Genomic DNA, 15,765 nt, shown 5'->3' with positions numbered 1-15,765 from the left:
CGAGATCCCTCCGAGTGGAATCGGATGGTATTACGATCATCCGATAAGCATACCTAATCCGCCAAAACCAGGAGCTGTGGAAGGGTTTCTCGAATTTCGCTTACGATATGGCCGTGTTGGCAGCAGCTTGCCCTTCAACCTTAACGGGAAGAAGCAAATCGTAGCTGAATTTGACAAACAGGGGATTTACACGAACGGGATTTGGCAGGAGGCGAATTAGCAAATGTCACGCGGCAATTATCTCAGCCTTGAAGAGGCGCGCAATCTCGGTTGCATCGATCAGTTTGCGAAAGAGCATCTTTCGGAGGCCGGCCGAGCGAGGTTCAATCGCCTTCTCAGTGAGATGAGCAAGACGACACCATCGAGCGAGGAAACATCGTCTCAGGCGCATGTCGCGAGTTCCAGCAAAACTCAAATTCGCCGAGATACTTTGAAAGATGCAGCTGACACGAATGTGCGTGCCGCGAACTGATTTGCGGATCAAGCGTCTTGCGATGGACGTTCGGAACAACGCGGGTGGCCACGTCGCCATTGCGCTCAACCATTCCGAAGACGACCGTCTTGCCCGGAGCGCCGCGACCGCGCTTGCCCCCTCCGCTTGACGCAGATCATCGGGCTTCGACATGGCCACCCAATTGATCGTCAACGTCAACCTTAGCGAGATACTTGCGGATTTCGTGACCCATGCGCCACGCCGTCTCATACGAGACGCCGAGTTGGCGTTGAAGTTCTTTCGCGGGAAAGCCGTGGCACGAAGCCGTGAACAGATACATCGCATAGAACCACTTTTGCAGCGGAATGCGCGCGCCTCCGAACGGCGTTCCAACCATCGGATGAATGTGATGTCCGCAGTTGCATGTGTAAGCCGGAATCTTCGACAATTTGCGAAACTTGCCAACTTCTCCACAGCGCTCGCATTGAACGTTCTCACCGTAACGCTGCGTGAAAAGATGCGACAGACAAGCGTCGTCGTCGGGAAACTGAGCGAAAAACTCTCGAACAGTGATAGATTTGGGCACAGCAACCTCCGATTTTGTCGCTATGTCACAACTTCCACATACGTCAAGCCGAGTGATTGCTCTCGAAAAGAGAAAGAAAAAGACTCGAGAAAGTAGCTCGCGGAGGCGGCGCAATTGCGACTTTGTCTATGTTGTTGGATTGCGAGAAAAGTGAAGATGCGGCGTCCCTGAAAGCTCGGGCCATGGATTCGGAGCGCCTGGGCAAAGCAAATTGTCGGGCAGAGGCTCTGGCGCCACCCAAATAGCGACTCCACCCGTGACGTTCAGGCCAGTATAGCGCCAATAGTCGGAGATCTTCTCCCACGACCATTTCTGTGCCGCACCCCCAAATTCTGGGTGAGGATCGTGGACGACCACGTAATCTGCGGCGACTCCAACGATGACGCGGAAATGTCCAAGTTCGGGTCGCGCATTCGTGAACCGTTGGCATGCAATCAGTGGAATACCGCGGTTTACAACAATTTCGACGGTTTGCGCCCTCAGCGCGCGGAGATTTGGATGGACGCGGCCCCAGCCCGCGCAAAAGCCTCGCTTTCGAGCGGTTTCGATGAGATCGTCACCATTGATGCGGTAACTTCCGGAGCCCATCGGCTCACGTTTCGCAAGCGTGCGAAAGATGCGATCCTGATTGAATTTAGTGAGCTTGCTCGGGCGATAGTAGCGAAACACCATCTCTAGCGCAGCGGCACCGCAGTAATCATTCTTGCGCTGCTGGCAGTAGGGAATACTTAGTATCCTGCCATCTGCTGCCCGCTCGGCGTCGATCATGCAAAACGGTTCCCATCTCCCTCAGTGTCAACTCACGTTCTTTACGTCTTCGCGCTTTGCATAGGTAATCCGCATCCAACGGAGCACTAAGTCGCCATGCGAAAGAATCGCCAATGCACCAGAAATGCAGCCAAGTGCGATAGATCGGGCATACAGCACAAGGGCGTATCCCGATGTACCAATGCCAACTGATTCACTCCTCGGAGTAGCGAAGTCCCATTCGAATTCAGCCCAAATGAATGAGAAAATTGCGAGCACGGCGAACAGCGCCGATAGAGTCCGTAGCCAGTACCCGCGCTGGCCGGCTGGCTCGATGAGAACATCAAAACCTCGTTCGTATGCGGCCTGAACAACTGCATTCGTTGGTCGCTGGAATGAGATTATGAACCCAATGCAGACGATCAGGAGAATTAGTCCAGCAGCAAAAGCCAGAAAAGCTCCAATTATGGCGACATTTTCATAACTCATGATTGTTTTCCGCCAATGATTATTTCGGAACCATCTGCTTTACGCGCGCCGCCCATATCACAGACTGGTCATAGAGAGGCGGTTCAGTATTGGAGAGCAGATCATATTTGTCTTTGCGCTGGCCTCGCTTGAGTTTTTTGACGACGATTCGCTCGTCAGCCAGTCCAACGACACAGAGTTTCCCGATTAAGTCGCTCGTAACAGGCTCGCGACGCTGATCATAGAAGATCAGCCAACGGTCGAAGAGCTCGCCGAGCGAAGTCCCCCGGATTTCGACTGCTACCGTATCTTCGGTTGCTCCGTCTGGCGCTTCAACGTAATCGAACGGACCCTGCCCGGACTCGAAAAACGTTTCCGCTCCAGCGCCGACGTAGCCCACAATCGGAACCGTCTTGGTGTCTGGCTCGTCTAATTCCTCTGGGCCTTCTCCAGTGAGTAGCCAAGCTATTCGCGTTCTGAGCACGGGCGCCAGCGCCGCTACCGTGTCTGTAGAAACCCCTCTACGGCCAGTTTCGCTTCTTGCCGCCCGTTGTAAATTCCGGATGGCATCTCGCTTGCCCGCAAGGCGCGACGCGGTAGCGGCCTTTAAACCGACCTTCTCAAGCCGCTTCTCGACGCGAGCCGTAATCGCTCTCAAATCCAAGTCCATCGGGCGGTATTTTCACCGATGTCAGGCCAACGTGCCTGCGGTAAGATTACCGTTGACTGTCGGTCGATAAACGGTAATAATACCGATGATGATCACCGAGACCGACCTCCTCGCTGTAGTTGACGCGTATGCAGGTGCAACAGGCGCCAGCGATACGACAATTAGCTCTCGCGTTTTTGCCGATACTAAGAAACTCGACGCCATGCGGCACGGAGCATCGATCACGCTTCGCCGCGCGAACGATGCCATCAAATGGTTCTCCGACAACTGGCCCGACGGCGCTGTTTGGCCTCCGCAGATCAATCGACCCGCTGAACTTCCCACCGAGGCACCGTCATGACCGAACCTCATGACGCTCGCTCGCTCAGCACATCCGCATCGCCCGCGATCATCGGCGCCGGCATCGCATCCGCGGCGATCGAACCCCGCCGCGTGATCGCGGCTTCCTCGCGCTCGCTACCGGTAGCCCTTCTGCTGCGACCATTGTCGGGTCGTGCGGTAGCCGCACTCGCATTGAAACTGATGTTCCTTGAACCCCAAGCGACCAAAGGTCGGGTCCGGCCGCTCCCCAACAAATTTCATGGCAGCGCCGCAAGCTGGGCAGGCGACTGCATTGGCCGAGCTTGGCGTGGCGAACGCTGCTTCAAGCGCCGCGACGCGTCTTTCCAGCGCCTCCAGCTGCGCAGGCAACTTCGCCAGAGTTTCCCAAGTTGGGGATTTTTCAATGGTTTTTAGAATTTCCGAAAGTGGCATCAGCCAATTCCTTTGGTCTGCGTTCCCAAGGCGTGACGTGCGCGCGGGCCGCGATCGAAAGCGTGATTTTTCGCCATCTGCGCTCGCATGCAAGCGCTTTGCCGATCAAGTGTGACGCGTTGTCGCTCTCCGCGATCATCGCGCGCGCACTGCTGAGTTGAAGGAGTTTCCGGGCGTGCTCCCGGGAAAGCGCGCGCCGCAGCGCATGTGCGGCGAGTAACTCCTGTTCCTTGAAAACTCCCCGGCGCTCCGGCGTCGGGGCTCTTTCAAGGGCAAAAGTTTCATGACTTCGCCACGTTACGCAATTCGTGGCGAGGAACTCGAAGTGGAAACGAGGATCCAATCGAGAAAGCGGGCGCCGGAACTCTGAAACCGGCGCCCGCAACCAGCGGGGAAGGCAAAAGGTCACGCGTTCCTTCCCGCGTTGGCGTTCGAATTCGGCGACGCGCAACAGCCGCCAAGCAAGAGCGCGTCGGAGAGGGAGATTGGTCAAGGCTCCTCATGTCCCGGGTTGTGACATGGAGAGCTTTGCAGATGTGCAAAAAGCCTTTGCATGAGGAGCAAATGACGAGCGCGGTGAGCGAGGCGAGAGAGTGGGCGAAATGGCTCGTTCAGCGCGAGACGCGCGGCCCCGGCGACCTCGAAAACGCCATGCGCAGGCTCGAGGCGCGCTACGGCGTGCCGTTCTCGACGCTGTGGGCGCTCCGCTACCGGCCGCCGAAGGACATCTTCGTCGGCGTCTATGAGGCGCTGCGCGACGCCTATCTGGCCGAACACGAAAAGCAAGAACGGCTTCTTCGACATGAACGAGAAATCACCGAAGCGAAAAGCAGGATTTCTTCGGCTTTTGCCTGCGCTGGCGCTGCGTTTGCTCGCGCGGCTGATGTTCTGGAGCGCGAGGACAACTGACCGATGCTTCGACGCGCTCTCCCAACTCGCCGCGCGCATGAGGCGCGCCAGTTCGAATTCAGAGGCGCGCCTTACACGGTGGGCGTCGGACGGTTCGAGGACGGCGCGCTCGCCGAAGTCTTTATCGACTGCGCCTCGAAAGGAATGCTGCCGCTCGGCGACGACGCCAAGGACGCCGCGGTCTGCCTTTCGATCGCTCTGCAATATGGCGCGCCCGCTGACGTCATTCAGAAAGCGGTGACGCGCACCACGGACGGCGCCGCGACCGGGATCATCGGCGCCGTGCTCGATCTTCTGGAGACTTAGGAGGATGGCCCATGTCGGAAACTGAGAAGCTCATCAACAGGAAGCAGTTCGGCGCGCTGATCAAGGCCGCGGATCAGGCGAAGACGAAGGTCGCGAGCGTCAATGGCGAGATCGGCGAGCGCATTAAGCATGCCGTCGAGAACGGCAATCTGCACGCCGGCGCCTTCAAGGCGATCCTCAAGCTCTATCGGATGGACGCAGAGAAGCGCGACGGATGGCTGCGCTCCTTCGACGCCTATCGCGACATGGCGGGCGAGCTGAACCTCTTCGAGGAACATGTCGGCGATCTCGACGACATGGCGCGGCGCGACGCGCAGAAGGAGGCGGAAGAGGCCGAGGCGGCGCAGGTCGCCGAAAACGTCGAGCGCCTGGAAAGCGGCATCACGCAGCTGAGCGAGGAGGAGCGCGAGTTCGACGACGCCACGTCGAGCAAGCCGTCGCGGCGGCGCAAGGCGCCCGAGTCACCTGACGAAGACGAAGCCGGCGGCAGCTACACCTACAACTGAGGACGCGACGCGGTGCTGATCCTGGCGCTCGATATTGCGACTTACACGGGCTACGCGCTCGGGCGCGCGGGAGAAATCCCGGCGTCCGGCTCGGTGCGCCTGAAGCGCCCGGGCGAGCCCGCAGACGTCGCCGCGTTCAACATGCGCGCCTTTCTGCGCGACCGGCTGGCGCTCGAAAGGCCGGATCTGATCTGCATCGAGCATTATCTCAATCCCGTCGCGCAGAAGAGCGCGGACGCCGTGATCCTGCAGCTCATGTGTTTCGGCGTCGCGGTGGCGGAGGCGATGGCGCGGGATATTCGCCTCGAGAAGCCGGCCCCCGCGACGGTGCGGAAGCATTTCATCGGCGCCGCCAATATGGGCGAACGCAAAGCGACGAAGGCGGCGGTGCTGAACCGTGCGCGCGTGCTCGGCTACATCCCGCGCGATTGCCGCGACGACAATCGCGCCGACGCCTGCGCGATATTCAGTTTCGCCTCGGCGAACTATGCGCGCCGCCGGCCTGCGGAACTGATGATGTTCGGGGAGTCGGCCTGATGAAGTTGCGGGTGTCAATCGACATGCAGGCGCTGGCCGTTTGGCACGTCGACCTACTCCCCTACAAGCAACAGAGGTGCGAGATGGGCGTTGACGAATTCTGCCGCGCAATCAGAGCCGCCCGCGTCACATTGAATCTTCTCTCGGCGGATCGGGAACTTCGCAGCCTGTTCGAGCGCAAGTTCGAAGAGCATCAACGGGCGCGCGCTAGTTTGCAGGAGGGCGCGTCATTATGACGATCGCTCCCGCATCGCAAACGATTTCCGACGTCTCGCAGCTGAGCGCCTTGCAGACGGCCATCAATCTTGCGCGCGGCCGCGTGCGTCTGACGCGCGCCGAGCAGGAGCTCTTCGAGCGGCATATCGGCGCCATCCACGCGCGGATCGAACGCGCCGCCATCCGTCGGGAGGCGAACGGACCCGACGCGATCGCCATCGTCGAGACGCTCTTGAACGTCTGCCCGGGCGGCGCTGTTAAAGACCGCGCGCTGGCGTGGCTTGCAAGCCGGACGCGCGCCGCATGAACGCCCGTTCCCCCACTCCTCACGACGCGCTTCCCTGCTCCATCGAAGCGGAGCAGGCGCTGCTTGGCGCGATCCTGCTTAACCCGGACGCGCTCAACTATGTGCAGGGCTTTCTCGAAGCTCGGCACTTCAGCGAGTCGCTGCACAGGACGATCTATCAGGCCGCCCTCGACATCGCCGCATCAGGACGGGCGCCGACGCTCATTGCGCTCGGCGCGGAGCTTTCCGGCCTGGAGATGCCCGCCAACGCGCCGCCGCTGCGCGCCTATCTTGCGCGCCTCACGGCCGAAGCGCCCAATGTCATCAACGCCCGCGACTATGGCGAGATGATCGTCGACGCCTGGGCGCGTCGCGAGCTCATCGGCCTCGCAGAGGCGACCGCGGCTGCGGCGCGCGCGCCCGGCGTCGGTCGGCTGCGCGAGACGCTGGACGATCTCGACGCCGGCGTCATCGGCCTGCGCAACGCGACGGCGACGGGAGACGAGCGCGATCGTTCGACGCTCGCCGGCGGCCTCGCCGACGTCATCTCGGACGCCGAGGCCCAGGCCGCGGGAGACGCCCGCCCGATTCCCTCGACGGGCTTCGTGGATGTCGACAGAGCGATCTCCGGCGGCTATCGCCCCGGACGTCTCTATGTCGTCGCCGGGCGTCCCGGGTGCGGCAAGACCGTCTTCATGTGCGCCTCGGCGCGACGCGTCGCGCGGCCGCGAGACGACCGCCCGCAGTTCGGCGTCGACATCTATTCGCTGGAGATCGATCGGCGCGAGCTCTCCGCCCGCATGGCGGCCAACGCCCTGGCCGCGGGAGTTTCGCCGCTCAATTACAGCAACATTCTCGCCGGCAAGGTCGATCCCGAGGACATCGAGCGCCTCCGCGCCATCGAGCGAAGCTTCTCGCGCTTCGCGCTCACCGTCGACGCGACGCCTCAGCTCGCCGCCGAGCAGATCGAGGCGCGGGCCAAGCGCACGAAGCAGCGGCTGGAGCGCCAGGGCAAGACGCTCGACGTCGTCTTCGTCGACTATCTGCAGATCATGAAGTTCGGCGAGCGCTACCGCGGGCGCCGCGTCGACGAGATCGGCGAAGCGACCGCGAGCCTCAAGGCCATGTCGAAGCGCCTTGACGTCGCCGTCGTGCTCCTCTCGCAGCTCTCGCGCGAGGTCGACAAGCGCGACGACAAGCGGCCGCAGCTGTCGGATCTTCGCGACAGCGGAACGATCGAACAGGACGCCGACGTCGTCATCGTGCTCTACCGCCCGGCCTATTACGACCAGCGCAATCCGAAGGTGATCGACGGAACGGATTCGGAAGCCGTCGCGATCGCCGCGGCTCGGGCCAACGATCTTGAAGCGATCCTTCTCAAGAACCGGCTCGGCCCTCCAAAGACGATCAATCTCTATTGCGACGTCGGGCGCAGCTTCATCGACAACGGAGCAAAGCAATGGTGAATGCGGCGCCCGAACCTCTCGTTTGGCCGGAAGTCGACCTGCGCGACTTTCCCTACATGCCGCTCGACGTCGTGCGGCTGCGGGACTGCGATCTGTCGGCGAGCGCCACCGGCGAGGAGTTCCGCGCCGCCGTGCTTCTCTGGTGCGCGTCCTGGCATCAGATACCGGCGGCGAGCCTGCCCGACGACGATGCGGTGCTCTCCGCGCTGGCCGGCTACGGGCGCATTGTAAAGGAGTGGCTGAAGGTCAAGCGCGGCGCTCTTCGTCACTGGATCAAATGCAGCGACGGAAGGCTCTATCACCCGACTGTCGCAGAGAAGGCCAACGAAGCATGGGAGGCGAAGAAGAAGCAACGTGACAGAACCGCCGCAGCGCGCACCGCGCGTCTGTCGTCAAAACACAAAAACGCAACCACAGAGGATGCGACTGCGCCAGTGACAAGTTCTGTTACAGAAACTGTAACAAGCTCCAAGGGAGAAGGAAGGGAGAAGGAAGGGAGAATAGATTCGGATAACCTTCCAGCGAGTCAGCTTACGGCCTGCGCGCGCGCGAGCTCGGTCGAACTCGATTTGCGCAAGGCGATCGTCGACGTCTACGCAGCGTTCGGCGCAGGGATTCCGCCGGAAACTGGCCATGCCGCCGTGTGGCTGGCGCAAGGCTTTCCGCCCGATCTCTGCCTGTCGGTCGTTCGCTCGAAGATGCCGAGCGCTCGCGACAAGGGCCTGAAATGGTTCGACAAGGCCATCGCCGAGGCGGCGTCCATCAAGGCCCCGCAGCCGAGGCCGTCTCAGCCGCCCAACGATCCCAACGACCCGCTGTTCGACCTCGGCGGCACGAAACGCAGGGCGAGCCAGATCCGAAAATACATCGCTTCGTGGCGTTCCGATCCGCGGAAACAGCCGTGGGACATCCAAAATTTCGGCTTCCCGCCGGACGAGCCGGGATGCCGAATTCCCGATGAAATCCTCGCCGAATTCGGCTTCGAGCGTGTGCCCTATCCGGTCGACGACGAGGCCGCGGCATGACGCTCGCGAACCTCTATCCGGAGCGCCTGTGGCGCGTCGAGCGCCGCGTGATCCGCGCGCGCATCGTCGTCGTGCTGCGCAGGCGCAGCGACAAGCCGATGGACTGGACGAACGCGCTCAAGGAGGCGGCATGAATCGCGCGCTCGGGCGCTACGATCGCGTCGAGGATTCGAAGCATCCCGGCCCAGAATTGCCGCGTTCCAAGCGCCTTCTCGCCGGCAAGGTCGAGATCGTCGAAGCGGCGGTGCCGGACCCGTCGATCATCGGTCGGGAGAAACTGAAACGTCAGCGCGCCGCCGTGAATCGCCTCACGGATCCGCTCGAGTGCGAACGCAGCTACGGGCGCATTTCGGAGCCTGCCTACCTCGCCGGGCGCGCCTATCTGGCGGTCGCCGAGCGTGCGAGAGGCGCGCAGTCGAAGGCCGTCTTCGAACCTGGCGGCGGAGGCGGCAGTCACGAATTGTCGATTGGCTACGCTATGGAGGCCGCAGAGGCGCTTGTCGCGATGCAGGCGGACGTGCAGAGCGCCGTTGGAGCATGGGCCGCTCTGATCCTGCGCGGCGCGCTCGTCGACGGCCACAGCTTTCGGGAAATGGCCGTGCGCACAAATGCGAAGCGCTCGAACCTCAAGCGTGCGAAGCGAAACATCGCCGCGCAGTTCCGGCAGGCGCTTGAGACGCTCGCGGCGCATTGGGACAAGTCGGGATGGCCAATCCCGCCGTCTTAGCCGCTCGCCTCGCCGTTTAAGCTTGAAAGAAATCTCGGCGCGCAGGATCGAGAGCGGTGGCATTTGCATTAACAAAAGCACACCAGACGCAGAAATAAATCTGATTAATCGTCCGTGACTCTATGTCACGCCAAAATAAAATATCATTCAGTTGTTTATTCATAAATAAAAGCGTATATATTAAACGTAGGTCGCAGCTTCTATGGTAAAGCCTGCGCTCGGCTTATACGACGTGTACAGCAGGTTTTTCCATGGGAGGAATAAATGAATACCACATCAGCTACGTCTCGCCTTAAGGGTGTATTTTGGGTCGTCGGCGTCATCGCGGTCGTATTTACAGCGATCGCTCTTGCGCCGATGATTTCACACCTCGGCTGACGTTTGGAACTATGATAAGAAGCCGCCAAGCCATCGACTTGGCGGCTTTTTTAATTGTCTAAACTGCCCGAAGTGGACGCCGACATATTATTAGTTCGGCACACAACCCAACTTCCGACATTCAGCCTATTCCACCAGCTTGATTGCGCCCCAGCGGCCCCCGCTGCGCATGGCCTTCCTGCCAGGGACCAGCCGCACGCGCAAACAACGGGCTCCTGCGCGTGCTCAGTTGCAATCAGCTTTGGCGCCATTCCTCGAAATCTTGCTCTACTCTAATCCTCCGCGGCGCGCTTGTAGACGGCCACAGCTTTCGGGAAATGGCCGTGCGCACAAATGCGAAGCGCTCGAACCTCAAGCGCGCGAAGCGAAACATCGCCGCGCAGTTCCGGCAGGCGCTGGAAACTCTGGCGGCGCATTGGGACAGGTCGGGATGGCCAATCCCGCCTGCTTGAGCAGGCGCCTCGCCGTTCAAGCTTGAAAGAAATCTCTATGGGGAGGACTGTAGCCAGATGCGCGCCTCCCAGAAGACGATATGTCAAATGAATGTTTTCCCGCGGCGCCAGGCGAATCTACATAGATTGAGAGCAAAAGCGCCAAGGAGGATTCAACGATGAAGAAGAGCGACCTCGACGCGTTTCAGGACGCGCCGTTCCTGCTGTGGGTGAAGGACGAGAAGTGGCGCTATGTCTGGGGCAATCGCGCTATCTGCGACTTGGCGGGCGACGATGTTGTGGGGAAAAATGACAGCGAGCTGCCCTGGAAGGCAGATGCTGAGGCGCTGGTTAAGGACGACGAAGACGTTCTCGCTTCGGGGAAGCCGCGTTACATTCACGAATCGGTCGAGCACTCCGAGCAGGGGGCGGTGACATTGAGCGTCTGCAAATGGGTCGACGAGTTGGATGGCCATCGGCGGGTGTTCGGCATTTCTTTCGTCATTCCTGAGTAGAACCTCTTCGCGCCCCAGCAACGAGACAGGTTCGGGCCCACACCGAGAGAGGCGCCGATGACGGTCGCCACAGGAATGGTCGGCCGTGGTGTTTCTATAACCGCAACTCGGCGCCCCTCCTGCTGATCATTGCCGCCCACCCTATTCGTCGACAATAGCTCCTTCAGCTAGCGCCAGGCTTCGTAGCAACTAGTTTCGGCGCCATTCCTCGAAATCTTGCTCTACCGCCATGGCGGCAATTTTGGCAGCTCTAGCCAGCCAAGAAGGATCACGCGAGGCAAGATCGTCGCTGATCTTATCGGCGGCGGCCGGCGTAGCGGCATGAATGGCGCCTAGATCAAATCCCATGACTCGCAACAAATCGGTTTTGAGGTCAGCGCCGGCTTCGTCGCCAAGGTTGATCTTGCGGGAGTCGGCAGCGACGCGCCGGATAATGAACCTGCTCTCGAGATTGAGAAACGGATCGGGAGCTCGGAAGTTCCCGGAAGCGAGTTTAAGGAACTGCAAGCCTTCGTCAGAATCCCCATGCGCCCAATTCCAGGCCGATGGAACCAAGGCTTTTGCCTCTCTCACGATTTTCCCTCCGCGCCATTTTGCGATCGCCACAAAGCGTGGCCGACCCAGGCTGCCGCCACCCTTTACCCTCGAAGCGAAACGCCAAACGACTGCGTCAACCGGAAGGGCGTTACGCAGCCCCTGCTCCACGTGAACCGGGGGCTCAGCGTCAGGATATTTTTCCACCTCCGCCCAGAACTTGCGCCTTTGATCATCGCTGCAGGCGACGTATTCCCGCATCCATGTCTCTTGCTCGTCGAGCAATATCGGGCGCGGCCTGGAAAGGCCTTCGAGATAGCCGAGAAGAATCGCATCGGCGGCGTCTCGGTTGCTGCAATCGCGCTTCGGAGCCAGCCTGACGCTTGTTGCGAGGCGGATGAGATCGAACGGATATGGTATGACCGCCGCCTCATCGAAATCGTTGACGCCCCAGACAAGCCTGCCCTCCGCGTCCCGCCAGGTTCCAAAATTCTCAGTATGAGTGTCGCCCACGGAGAGCGCCTTCGGCGCTCTCGCACATTCAGGACAAAGGCTCTCGATCCGTTTTGCCCAACGAAAGTAGGTCGCCCGTAGGAAAACGAACGAATTCCTCCTCATCCTCTCGTGTTTGTAGTCGAGATCCGACTTGACGACCTGGCACTGCGTTCGCAGCCAGTCTTCAAACGCTGTGTTGTCGGCTTGGAAGGACATTGAAATGTCCGATCTCGAAAATCGTGCCTGTGCGCTGGCGCGGCTAATCTCAAAAGAAAACCGCTCTCCAATTTCATAGTCAAGTCGCAAACTCACGGAGAGATTCTGTCCGAGTTTAAGTGCGGCGCGATCGCGCGTGTTGACCAGCGGACCGGCTTAAGGTAGTGATTCTGGCAATTGGAAGATTTGCGCCCGGAGCAGAAATGCGGCCGGGCGTTTGATTTTAGCACAGACTCACTCGTGGAGAGCTAAACGAAAAGGCCAAGCGCCGTATGAATGGCTCGCTGACCTGCGAGGCCGCGCGAAGATTTCGCCTCCCGCGCGGCCTCTAGCCAATAGCCCGCGTGAGTCGGGCACATGGAACATGAAGCTGTCACGGCTAGTTCCGGCCGTCAATTAGCCGAATAGCCGCTCCCAACTAGACTCGCGCCTGTTGCGGGTCCTTCCAGCGGTCGGCAGGTATGCGGTCAAACGGAGCGCGTGGGTTTTCTAGAAATTCAGGTTTTGCGAAAGGGTGAATTTTACCTCATGGGTAAAGTGGCTGAGTAAAATCCGGTGAAGACGATCGAGAGCAAAGGGGAATTCGCCACCCGCATGCAGCGATCGCCTGCATGTATCACCAAGTGGATCAAGCTCGGGAAAATCAGCGCCGCGGCGTTGGTCGGCGAGGGAAATTCCGCGAGGATCTGGGTCGAGCGGGCGAAAGCCGATCTGTCGGCGTCACTCGATCCATCACAGCAGGCGATTCAAGTTGCGCCGATCGATGCCTGCGCGCCGGCGCCGCCGCCGATTGTTGAGAGCGCGCTTGCGCCGCCGCCGCCCGCAAATCCGGGGCTCGGCTCTGTCGCCTCCGAGCGCGAGCGCGATCTCGCACGTCGCGCTCGGGCAGACGCGGACGCCGCCGAGCTCGACGCCGAGGCGAAGCGCCGCAAGCTGGCGCTCGATGAAGGGCGCTACGTTGTCGCCGAGGACGCCGCGGCAATCTGGGGCCGCGAATTGTCGAAGTTCATCGGCGAGGCTGAGACCTTCATCGGCACTTCGCTCTCGCGAGATATAGCGGAGCGGCACAATCTTGATTGGAAGACGCTTGCAAGCCAGATGCGCGAAGCCTGGCGCGCGTTCCGCGCCAATTACAGCGAGGACGCCAGGGCGCACCGCAAATCTCTGGAAGGCGAGTAGTCGACACCACAATGTCGATTCTCGTCGATCCCCGCGTGCTGGCATTGACTGTCGTCGAGGTCGCAACAAAGCCGCCGCCGCCGCCGGACCTGGTCGCGTGGGCCGAGCGCAACATCGTGTTCGGGAAAGAAAGTCCGTTTCCAGGGCCTTTCAGCCGCAACACGATTCCGCAGCTTCAACGCATCCTCGAGGTTCTATCGCCGGAACATCCAACGACCGTCGTGTCGGTCAGAGGCGCGGCGCAGATCTTCAAGACGACCGTCGCGCAAATCTTTATCGGCGGGCGAATGGACATCGATCCCTGCGACATGGGCTATGTCCATCCCTCGCACGACAACGCCATCCGTTGGGCGCGCCGCAAATGGAAGGTGATGCGGAAGCAGTCGCCGGCGTTGCGCCGAATCTTCGGCGAGCAAAGGTCGCGCGATTCGACCGACACGACTCTCTACCAGGAGACGCGAGACGGTCGCGGGTCCCTGCAGATTTCCGGCGCCAACTCGCCTTCGTCGCTCTCGATGGTCTCCTGGCCAGCGCAGGTTCAAGACGATCTCGCGAAATGGGCTGTAAACGACGCCGGCGATCCCGAGGCGCAGTCCGACAGCCGCTCCGGATCGTTCGAATGGCGCAAGGTGTTGAAGATCTCGACGCCGCTTCGGGACAAGACATGCCGCATCACGCGCAACTTCAAGAATGGAACGCAGGAGTGGTGGCACGTTCCCTGCCCGCACTGCGACTGTTTTCAGCCTCTGCGCTGGGAAAATTTTAGCGCCAATCTCGATCCTGACGATGTCGATTCGGCTCACTTCACATGCGTTTCATGCAACGAAAAGATTGAACGACGCCATAAGCGCGAGCTGTTGCGCAAGGGCCGGTTTGTCGCGGACAACCCGCGCGCGCGGGAAATCTCAATTCAAGCGTCTCGGGCAGAGATGCCGAATTACGATTGGGCTGAGATCGCTGCGCAATGGTTCAAGGTCAAAGGCGACCCACAGGCCGAGCAGGTCTATTTCAACGATTGGTGGGGGCTGCCATATGAGACAGCAGGCGAAGCGCCGCCATGGCAAAGCATTCGCGACCGCTCGAACGGCGTCGACGAGAACGGCGTCATCCTCGAGGGCGTGTCGACCTACGAGCGGGGGCGCGTTCCGGCTGGCGGTCTCCTCCTCTGCGTCGGCGTGGACTGCCAGGGCGACCGCATCGAAGTCCATTACAAGGCGTTCGGCGAACATCTGAAGCGCTGGACAATCGAATACGAGGTGATTCCGCATTTCGTCGGAACGGATGAGGGCCGAGAGTCGCTTGACCGCGTGATGACGCGGCAGTTTCCGGACCAATTTGGCAATCTGCGCGGCATCGACATGCTCGCGATCGACGGCAACGCCTATACGAAAGATGTTTTCGCCTGGGCCAAGCGCTATTCGTGGACGAAGGTTATCGTCGTGCGCGGCGCGAAATCCGACATGGCGCCGCCAATCGCGCTGACCAAGACCGAGCGCAAGGCTGACGGATCGATCCGCAAGACGCAAAAGCGGTTCTACAACGTCGGCGTTTCCGGTCTGAAATCGTCATTCTATGAAGTTCTGGCGCGCAGCGACCCGCTGTCGCGCTGCTATTGCGGCTATCCGTCTGGCCTCGACGACGAATTCTACCGCCAGCTCACGGCGGAGAAGCGCCACGTCGAAAAAGACAAGCGCTCAGGCTTTCCGCGCGCCTTCTGGCGCAAGGAGCACGATCGTAACGAGGTGCTCGACACCGAGATGTATGCCGAGGCGGCAGCGATCCGCTGCGGCTGGTATTCGCGAACTGCGGAAGCCTGGGCGGCTATGAGGGCGATTATGGAAAAGATCGTTGAGCGCGACCAAAGCGACCTCTTCGACCCGTCGCGCGACGCGATTGGCGCGCATCAGGCGCGTCCTGTCGTCGCGAAGCCTGCGAAACGTAAACTCTGGGAAATCGGCGCCTCGAAATGACAGACCTTGCGACACTCACTGCCTGGTATAACGAGGCCGTCGCCGCTCGCCACAAGCTTTCGATCGGAAAGCTCGCCGTCGAGGTGCAACGCGGTCAGACCGGAAAGATTACCTATAACCAGGCGGATTTGGCCAAGCTCAACGCCTATATCGCCGATCTCGCCGGGCAGATCCGCGCCGCCGGCGGCTCTGTCGCAGGCGCGCGCGGCTATCGCCGGATCGCGTATTTCGGCTGATGGGCGCCGTGACCATCCTGGGACCTGACGGCGCGGTTGTGCCACCGAGCAGGCGACGCATGTCCGATATCGGGGGGCGCAGTTTTTTTGACGCCGCCTCGACGGTGCATCAGGACGTGGCGTTCTGGCGGCCTTCCAATCCATCCGCGCAAGCGGCCCTAACCTATGAGCGCGAC

24 protein-coding genes and 1 pseudogene are annotated in these 15,765 nt (G+C 60.6%); 17 read left to right on the top strand and 8 right to left on the bottom strand.

The genetic code is table 11. From position 1 onward, the window contains the following. Positions 1-220 (top strand): hypothetical protein (locus AB7I51_RS16130; protein WP_428406325.1); only part of this gene is annotated, 220 nt, incomplete at its 5' end. 3 nt (positions 221-223) lie between these two features. Then, on the top strand, positions 224-472 hold the full coding sequence (locus AB7I51_RS16125; RefSeq protein WP_428384405.1) for a hypothetical protein: 249 nt from the start codon (positions 224-226) through the stop codon (positions 470-472). Between the two features lie 10 nt (positions 473-482). On the opposite strand, the pseudogene AB7I51_RS16120 reads toward AB7I51_RS16125, so the two are convergent. From AB7I51_RS16120 to AB7I51_RS16100, 5 genes and pseudogenes are all read right to left on the bottom strand, one after another. Continuing rightward, a pseudogene (locus AB7I51_RS16120) lies at positions 483-590 on the bottom strand (transposase); the annotation flags it as partial. Between the two features lie 18 nt (positions 591-608). After that, positions 609-1,019 (bottom strand): transposase, encoded by a 411-nt coding sequence (locus tag AB7I51_RS16115; protein WP_428384403.1) that lies wholly within the window; start codon positions 1,017-1,019, stop codon positions 609-611. Between the two features lie 126 nt (positions 1,020-1,145). Further along, positions 1,146-1,787 carry a C39 family peptidase gene (locus tag AB7I51_RS16110; RefSeq protein ID WP_428384401.1) on the bottom strand — a complete coding sequence of 214 codons (642 nt, stop codon included), beginning with the start codon at positions 1,785-1,787 and terminating at the stop codon, positions 1,146-1,148. A gap of 27 nt (positions 1,788-1,814) precedes the next feature. Beyond that, entirely contained in the window at positions 1,815-2,255 is a 441-nt protein-coding gene (locus AB7I51_RS16105) for a hypothetical protein (protein WP_428384399.1), read from the bottom strand. Between the two features lie 19 nt (positions 2,256-2,274). Continuing rightward, positions 2,275-2,904: a helix-turn-helix domain-containing protein gene (locus AB7I51_RS16100; RefSeq protein ID WP_428384397.1), complete on the bottom strand. Its 630-nt coding sequence runs from the start codon at positions 2,902-2,904 to the stop codon at positions 2,275-2,277. Between the two features lie 85 nt (positions 2,905-2,989). Here AB7I51_RS16100 and AB7I51_RS16095 point away from each other — a divergent pair, with 85 nt between their 5' ends. After that, positions 2,990-3,244, top strand: a complete 255-nt coding sequence (locus AB7I51_RS16095; protein ID WP_428384395.1) for a hypothetical protein — start codon at positions 2,990-2,992, stop codon at positions 3,242-3,244. Between the two features lie 116 nt (positions 3,245-3,360). Here the strand turns inward: AB7I51_RS16095 and AB7I51_RS16090 are convergent, their stop codons facing one another. Together AB7I51_RS16090 and AB7I51_RS16085 are read right to left on the bottom strand one after the other, a co-directional pair. Next, positions 3,361-3,657, bottom strand: coding sequence for a hypothetical protein (locus tag AB7I51_RS16090; protein ID WP_428384393.1), 297 nt, complete (start codon positions 3,655-3,657; stop codon positions 3,361-3,363). Beyond that, positions 3,626-4,150 (bottom strand): hypothetical protein, encoded by a 525-nt coding sequence (locus AB7I51_RS16085; protein WP_428405416.1) that lies wholly within the window; start codon positions 4,148-4,150, stop codon positions 3,626-3,628. The genes AB7I51_RS16090 and AB7I51_RS16085 overlap by 32 nt, the downstream gene beginning before the upstream one ends. Before the next feature lie 41 nt (positions 4,151-4,191). Between AB7I51_RS16085 and AB7I51_RS16080 the strand changes: the two genes are divergently transcribed. The 11 genes from AB7I51_RS16080 to AB7I51_RS16030 all read left to right on the top strand — a co-directional run bounded on the left by AB7I51_RS16080 (position 4,192) and on the right by AB7I51_RS16030 (position 10,959). Beyond that, on the top strand, positions 4,192-4,566 hold the full coding sequence (locus AB7I51_RS16080; RefSeq protein ID WP_428384391.1) for a hypothetical protein: 375 nt from the start codon (positions 4,192-4,194) through the stop codon (positions 4,564-4,566). A gap of 3 nt (positions 4,567-4,569) precedes the next feature. Beyond that, positions 4,570-4,872 (top strand): hypothetical protein, encoded by a 303-nt coding sequence (locus AB7I51_RS16075; RefSeq protein WP_428384389.1) that lies wholly within the window; start codon positions 4,570-4,572, stop codon positions 4,870-4,872. A gap of 11 nt (positions 4,873-4,883) precedes the next feature. Beyond that, positions 4,884-5,378, top strand: coding sequence for a hypothetical protein (locus tag AB7I51_RS16070; RefSeq protein WP_428384388.1), 495 nt, complete (start codon positions 4,884-4,886; stop codon positions 5,376-5,378). A gap of 12 nt (positions 5,379-5,390) precedes the next feature. Further along, the gene (locus AB7I51_RS16065) at positions 5,391-5,915 is read left to right on the top strand and encodes a hypothetical protein (RefSeq protein WP_428384386.1); all 525 of its coding nucleotides are present in this window, start codon (positions 5,391-5,393) and stop codon (positions 5,913-5,915) included. Then, positions 5,915-6,151 carry a hypothetical protein gene (locus AB7I51_RS16060; protein ID WP_428384384.1) on the top strand — a complete coding sequence of 79 codons (237 nt, stop codon included), beginning with the start codon at positions 5,915-5,917 and terminating at the stop codon, positions 6,149-6,151. Before AB7I51_RS16065 ends, AB7I51_RS16060 begins: the two co-directional genes overlap by 1 nt. Next, positions 6,148-6,438 carry a hypothetical protein gene (locus tag AB7I51_RS16055; protein WP_428384383.1) on the top strand — a complete coding sequence of 97 codons (291 nt, stop codon included), beginning with the start codon at positions 6,148-6,150 and terminating at the stop codon, positions 6,436-6,438. The genes AB7I51_RS16060 and AB7I51_RS16055 overlap by 4 nt, the downstream gene beginning before the upstream one ends. Further along, complete coding sequence (locus tag AB7I51_RS16050; protein WP_428384381.1) at positions 6,435-7,883, top strand: replicative DNA helicase; 1,449 nt, start codon at positions 6,435-6,437, stop codon at positions 7,881-7,883. Before AB7I51_RS16055 ends, AB7I51_RS16050 begins: the two co-directional genes overlap by 4 nt. After that, the gene (locus tag AB7I51_RS16045; RefSeq protein ID WP_428384379.1) at positions 7,877-8,908 is read left to right on the top strand and encodes a DUF1376 domain-containing protein; all 1,032 of its coding nucleotides are present in this window, start codon (positions 7,877-7,879) and stop codon (positions 8,906-8,908) included. Before AB7I51_RS16050 ends, AB7I51_RS16045 begins: the two co-directional genes overlap by 7 nt. Further along, positions 8,905-9,042: a hypothetical protein gene (locus tag AB7I51_RS16040; protein WP_428384378.1), complete on the top strand. Its 138-nt coding sequence runs from the start codon at positions 8,905-8,907 to the stop codon at positions 9,040-9,042. Before AB7I51_RS16045 ends, AB7I51_RS16040 begins: the two co-directional genes overlap by 4 nt. Beyond that, positions 9,039-9,635 (top strand): hypothetical protein, encoded by a 597-nt coding sequence (locus AB7I51_RS16035; protein WP_428384376.1) that lies wholly within the window; start codon positions 9,039-9,041, stop codon positions 9,633-9,635. Before AB7I51_RS16040 ends, AB7I51_RS16035 begins: the two co-directional genes overlap by 4 nt. Before the next feature lie 988 nt (positions 9,636-10,623). Beyond that, positions 10,624-10,959: a PAS domain-containing protein gene (locus AB7I51_RS16030; protein WP_428384374.1), complete on the top strand. Its 336-nt coding sequence runs from the start codon at positions 10,624-10,626 to the stop codon at positions 10,957-10,959. 189 nt (positions 10,960-11,148) lie between these two features. On the opposite strand, the gene AB7I51_RS16025 is transcribed toward AB7I51_RS16030, so the two are convergent. After that, positions 11,149-12,204, bottom strand: a complete 1,056-nt coding sequence (locus AB7I51_RS16025; RefSeq protein WP_428406324.1) for a DUF2252 family protein — start codon at positions 12,202-12,204, stop codon at positions 11,149-11,151. A gap of 555 nt (positions 12,205-12,759) precedes the next feature. On the opposite strand from AB7I51_RS16025, the gene AB7I51_RS16020 reads away from it, so the two are divergent. The 3 genes from AB7I51_RS16020 to gpW are packed head-to-tail and all read left to right on the top strand — an operon-like array spanning position 12,760 to position 15,589. After that, positions 12,760-13,383, top strand: a complete 624-nt coding sequence (locus tag AB7I51_RS16020; protein ID WP_428384370.1) for a hypothetical protein — start codon at positions 12,760-12,762, stop codon at positions 13,381-13,383. 11 nt (positions 13,384-13,394) lie between these two features. After that, on the top strand, positions 13,395-15,353 hold the full coding sequence (locus tag AB7I51_RS16015) for a phage terminase large subunit family protein (RefSeq protein WP_428406323.1): 1,959 nt from the start codon (positions 13,395-13,397) through the stop codon (positions 15,351-15,353). Then, complete coding sequence (gene gpW, locus AB7I51_RS16010) at positions 15,350-15,589, top strand: gpW family head-tail joining protein (protein ID WP_428384366.1); 240 nt, start codon at positions 15,350-15,352, stop codon at positions 15,587-15,589. The genes AB7I51_RS16015 and gpW overlap by 4 nt, the downstream gene beginning before the upstream one ends. Positions 15,590-15,765 lie beyond the last annotated feature (176 nt).

The sequence above is a fragment of the Methylocystis sp. genome, from assembly GCF_050246715.1.
Lineage (GTDB): Bacteria > Pseudomonadota > Alphaproteobacteria > Rhizobiales > Beijerinckiaceae > Methylocystis.
Note: the sequence above shows the minus strand (reverse complement) of the source record. Positions and strands in the feature narration are given on the sequence as shown.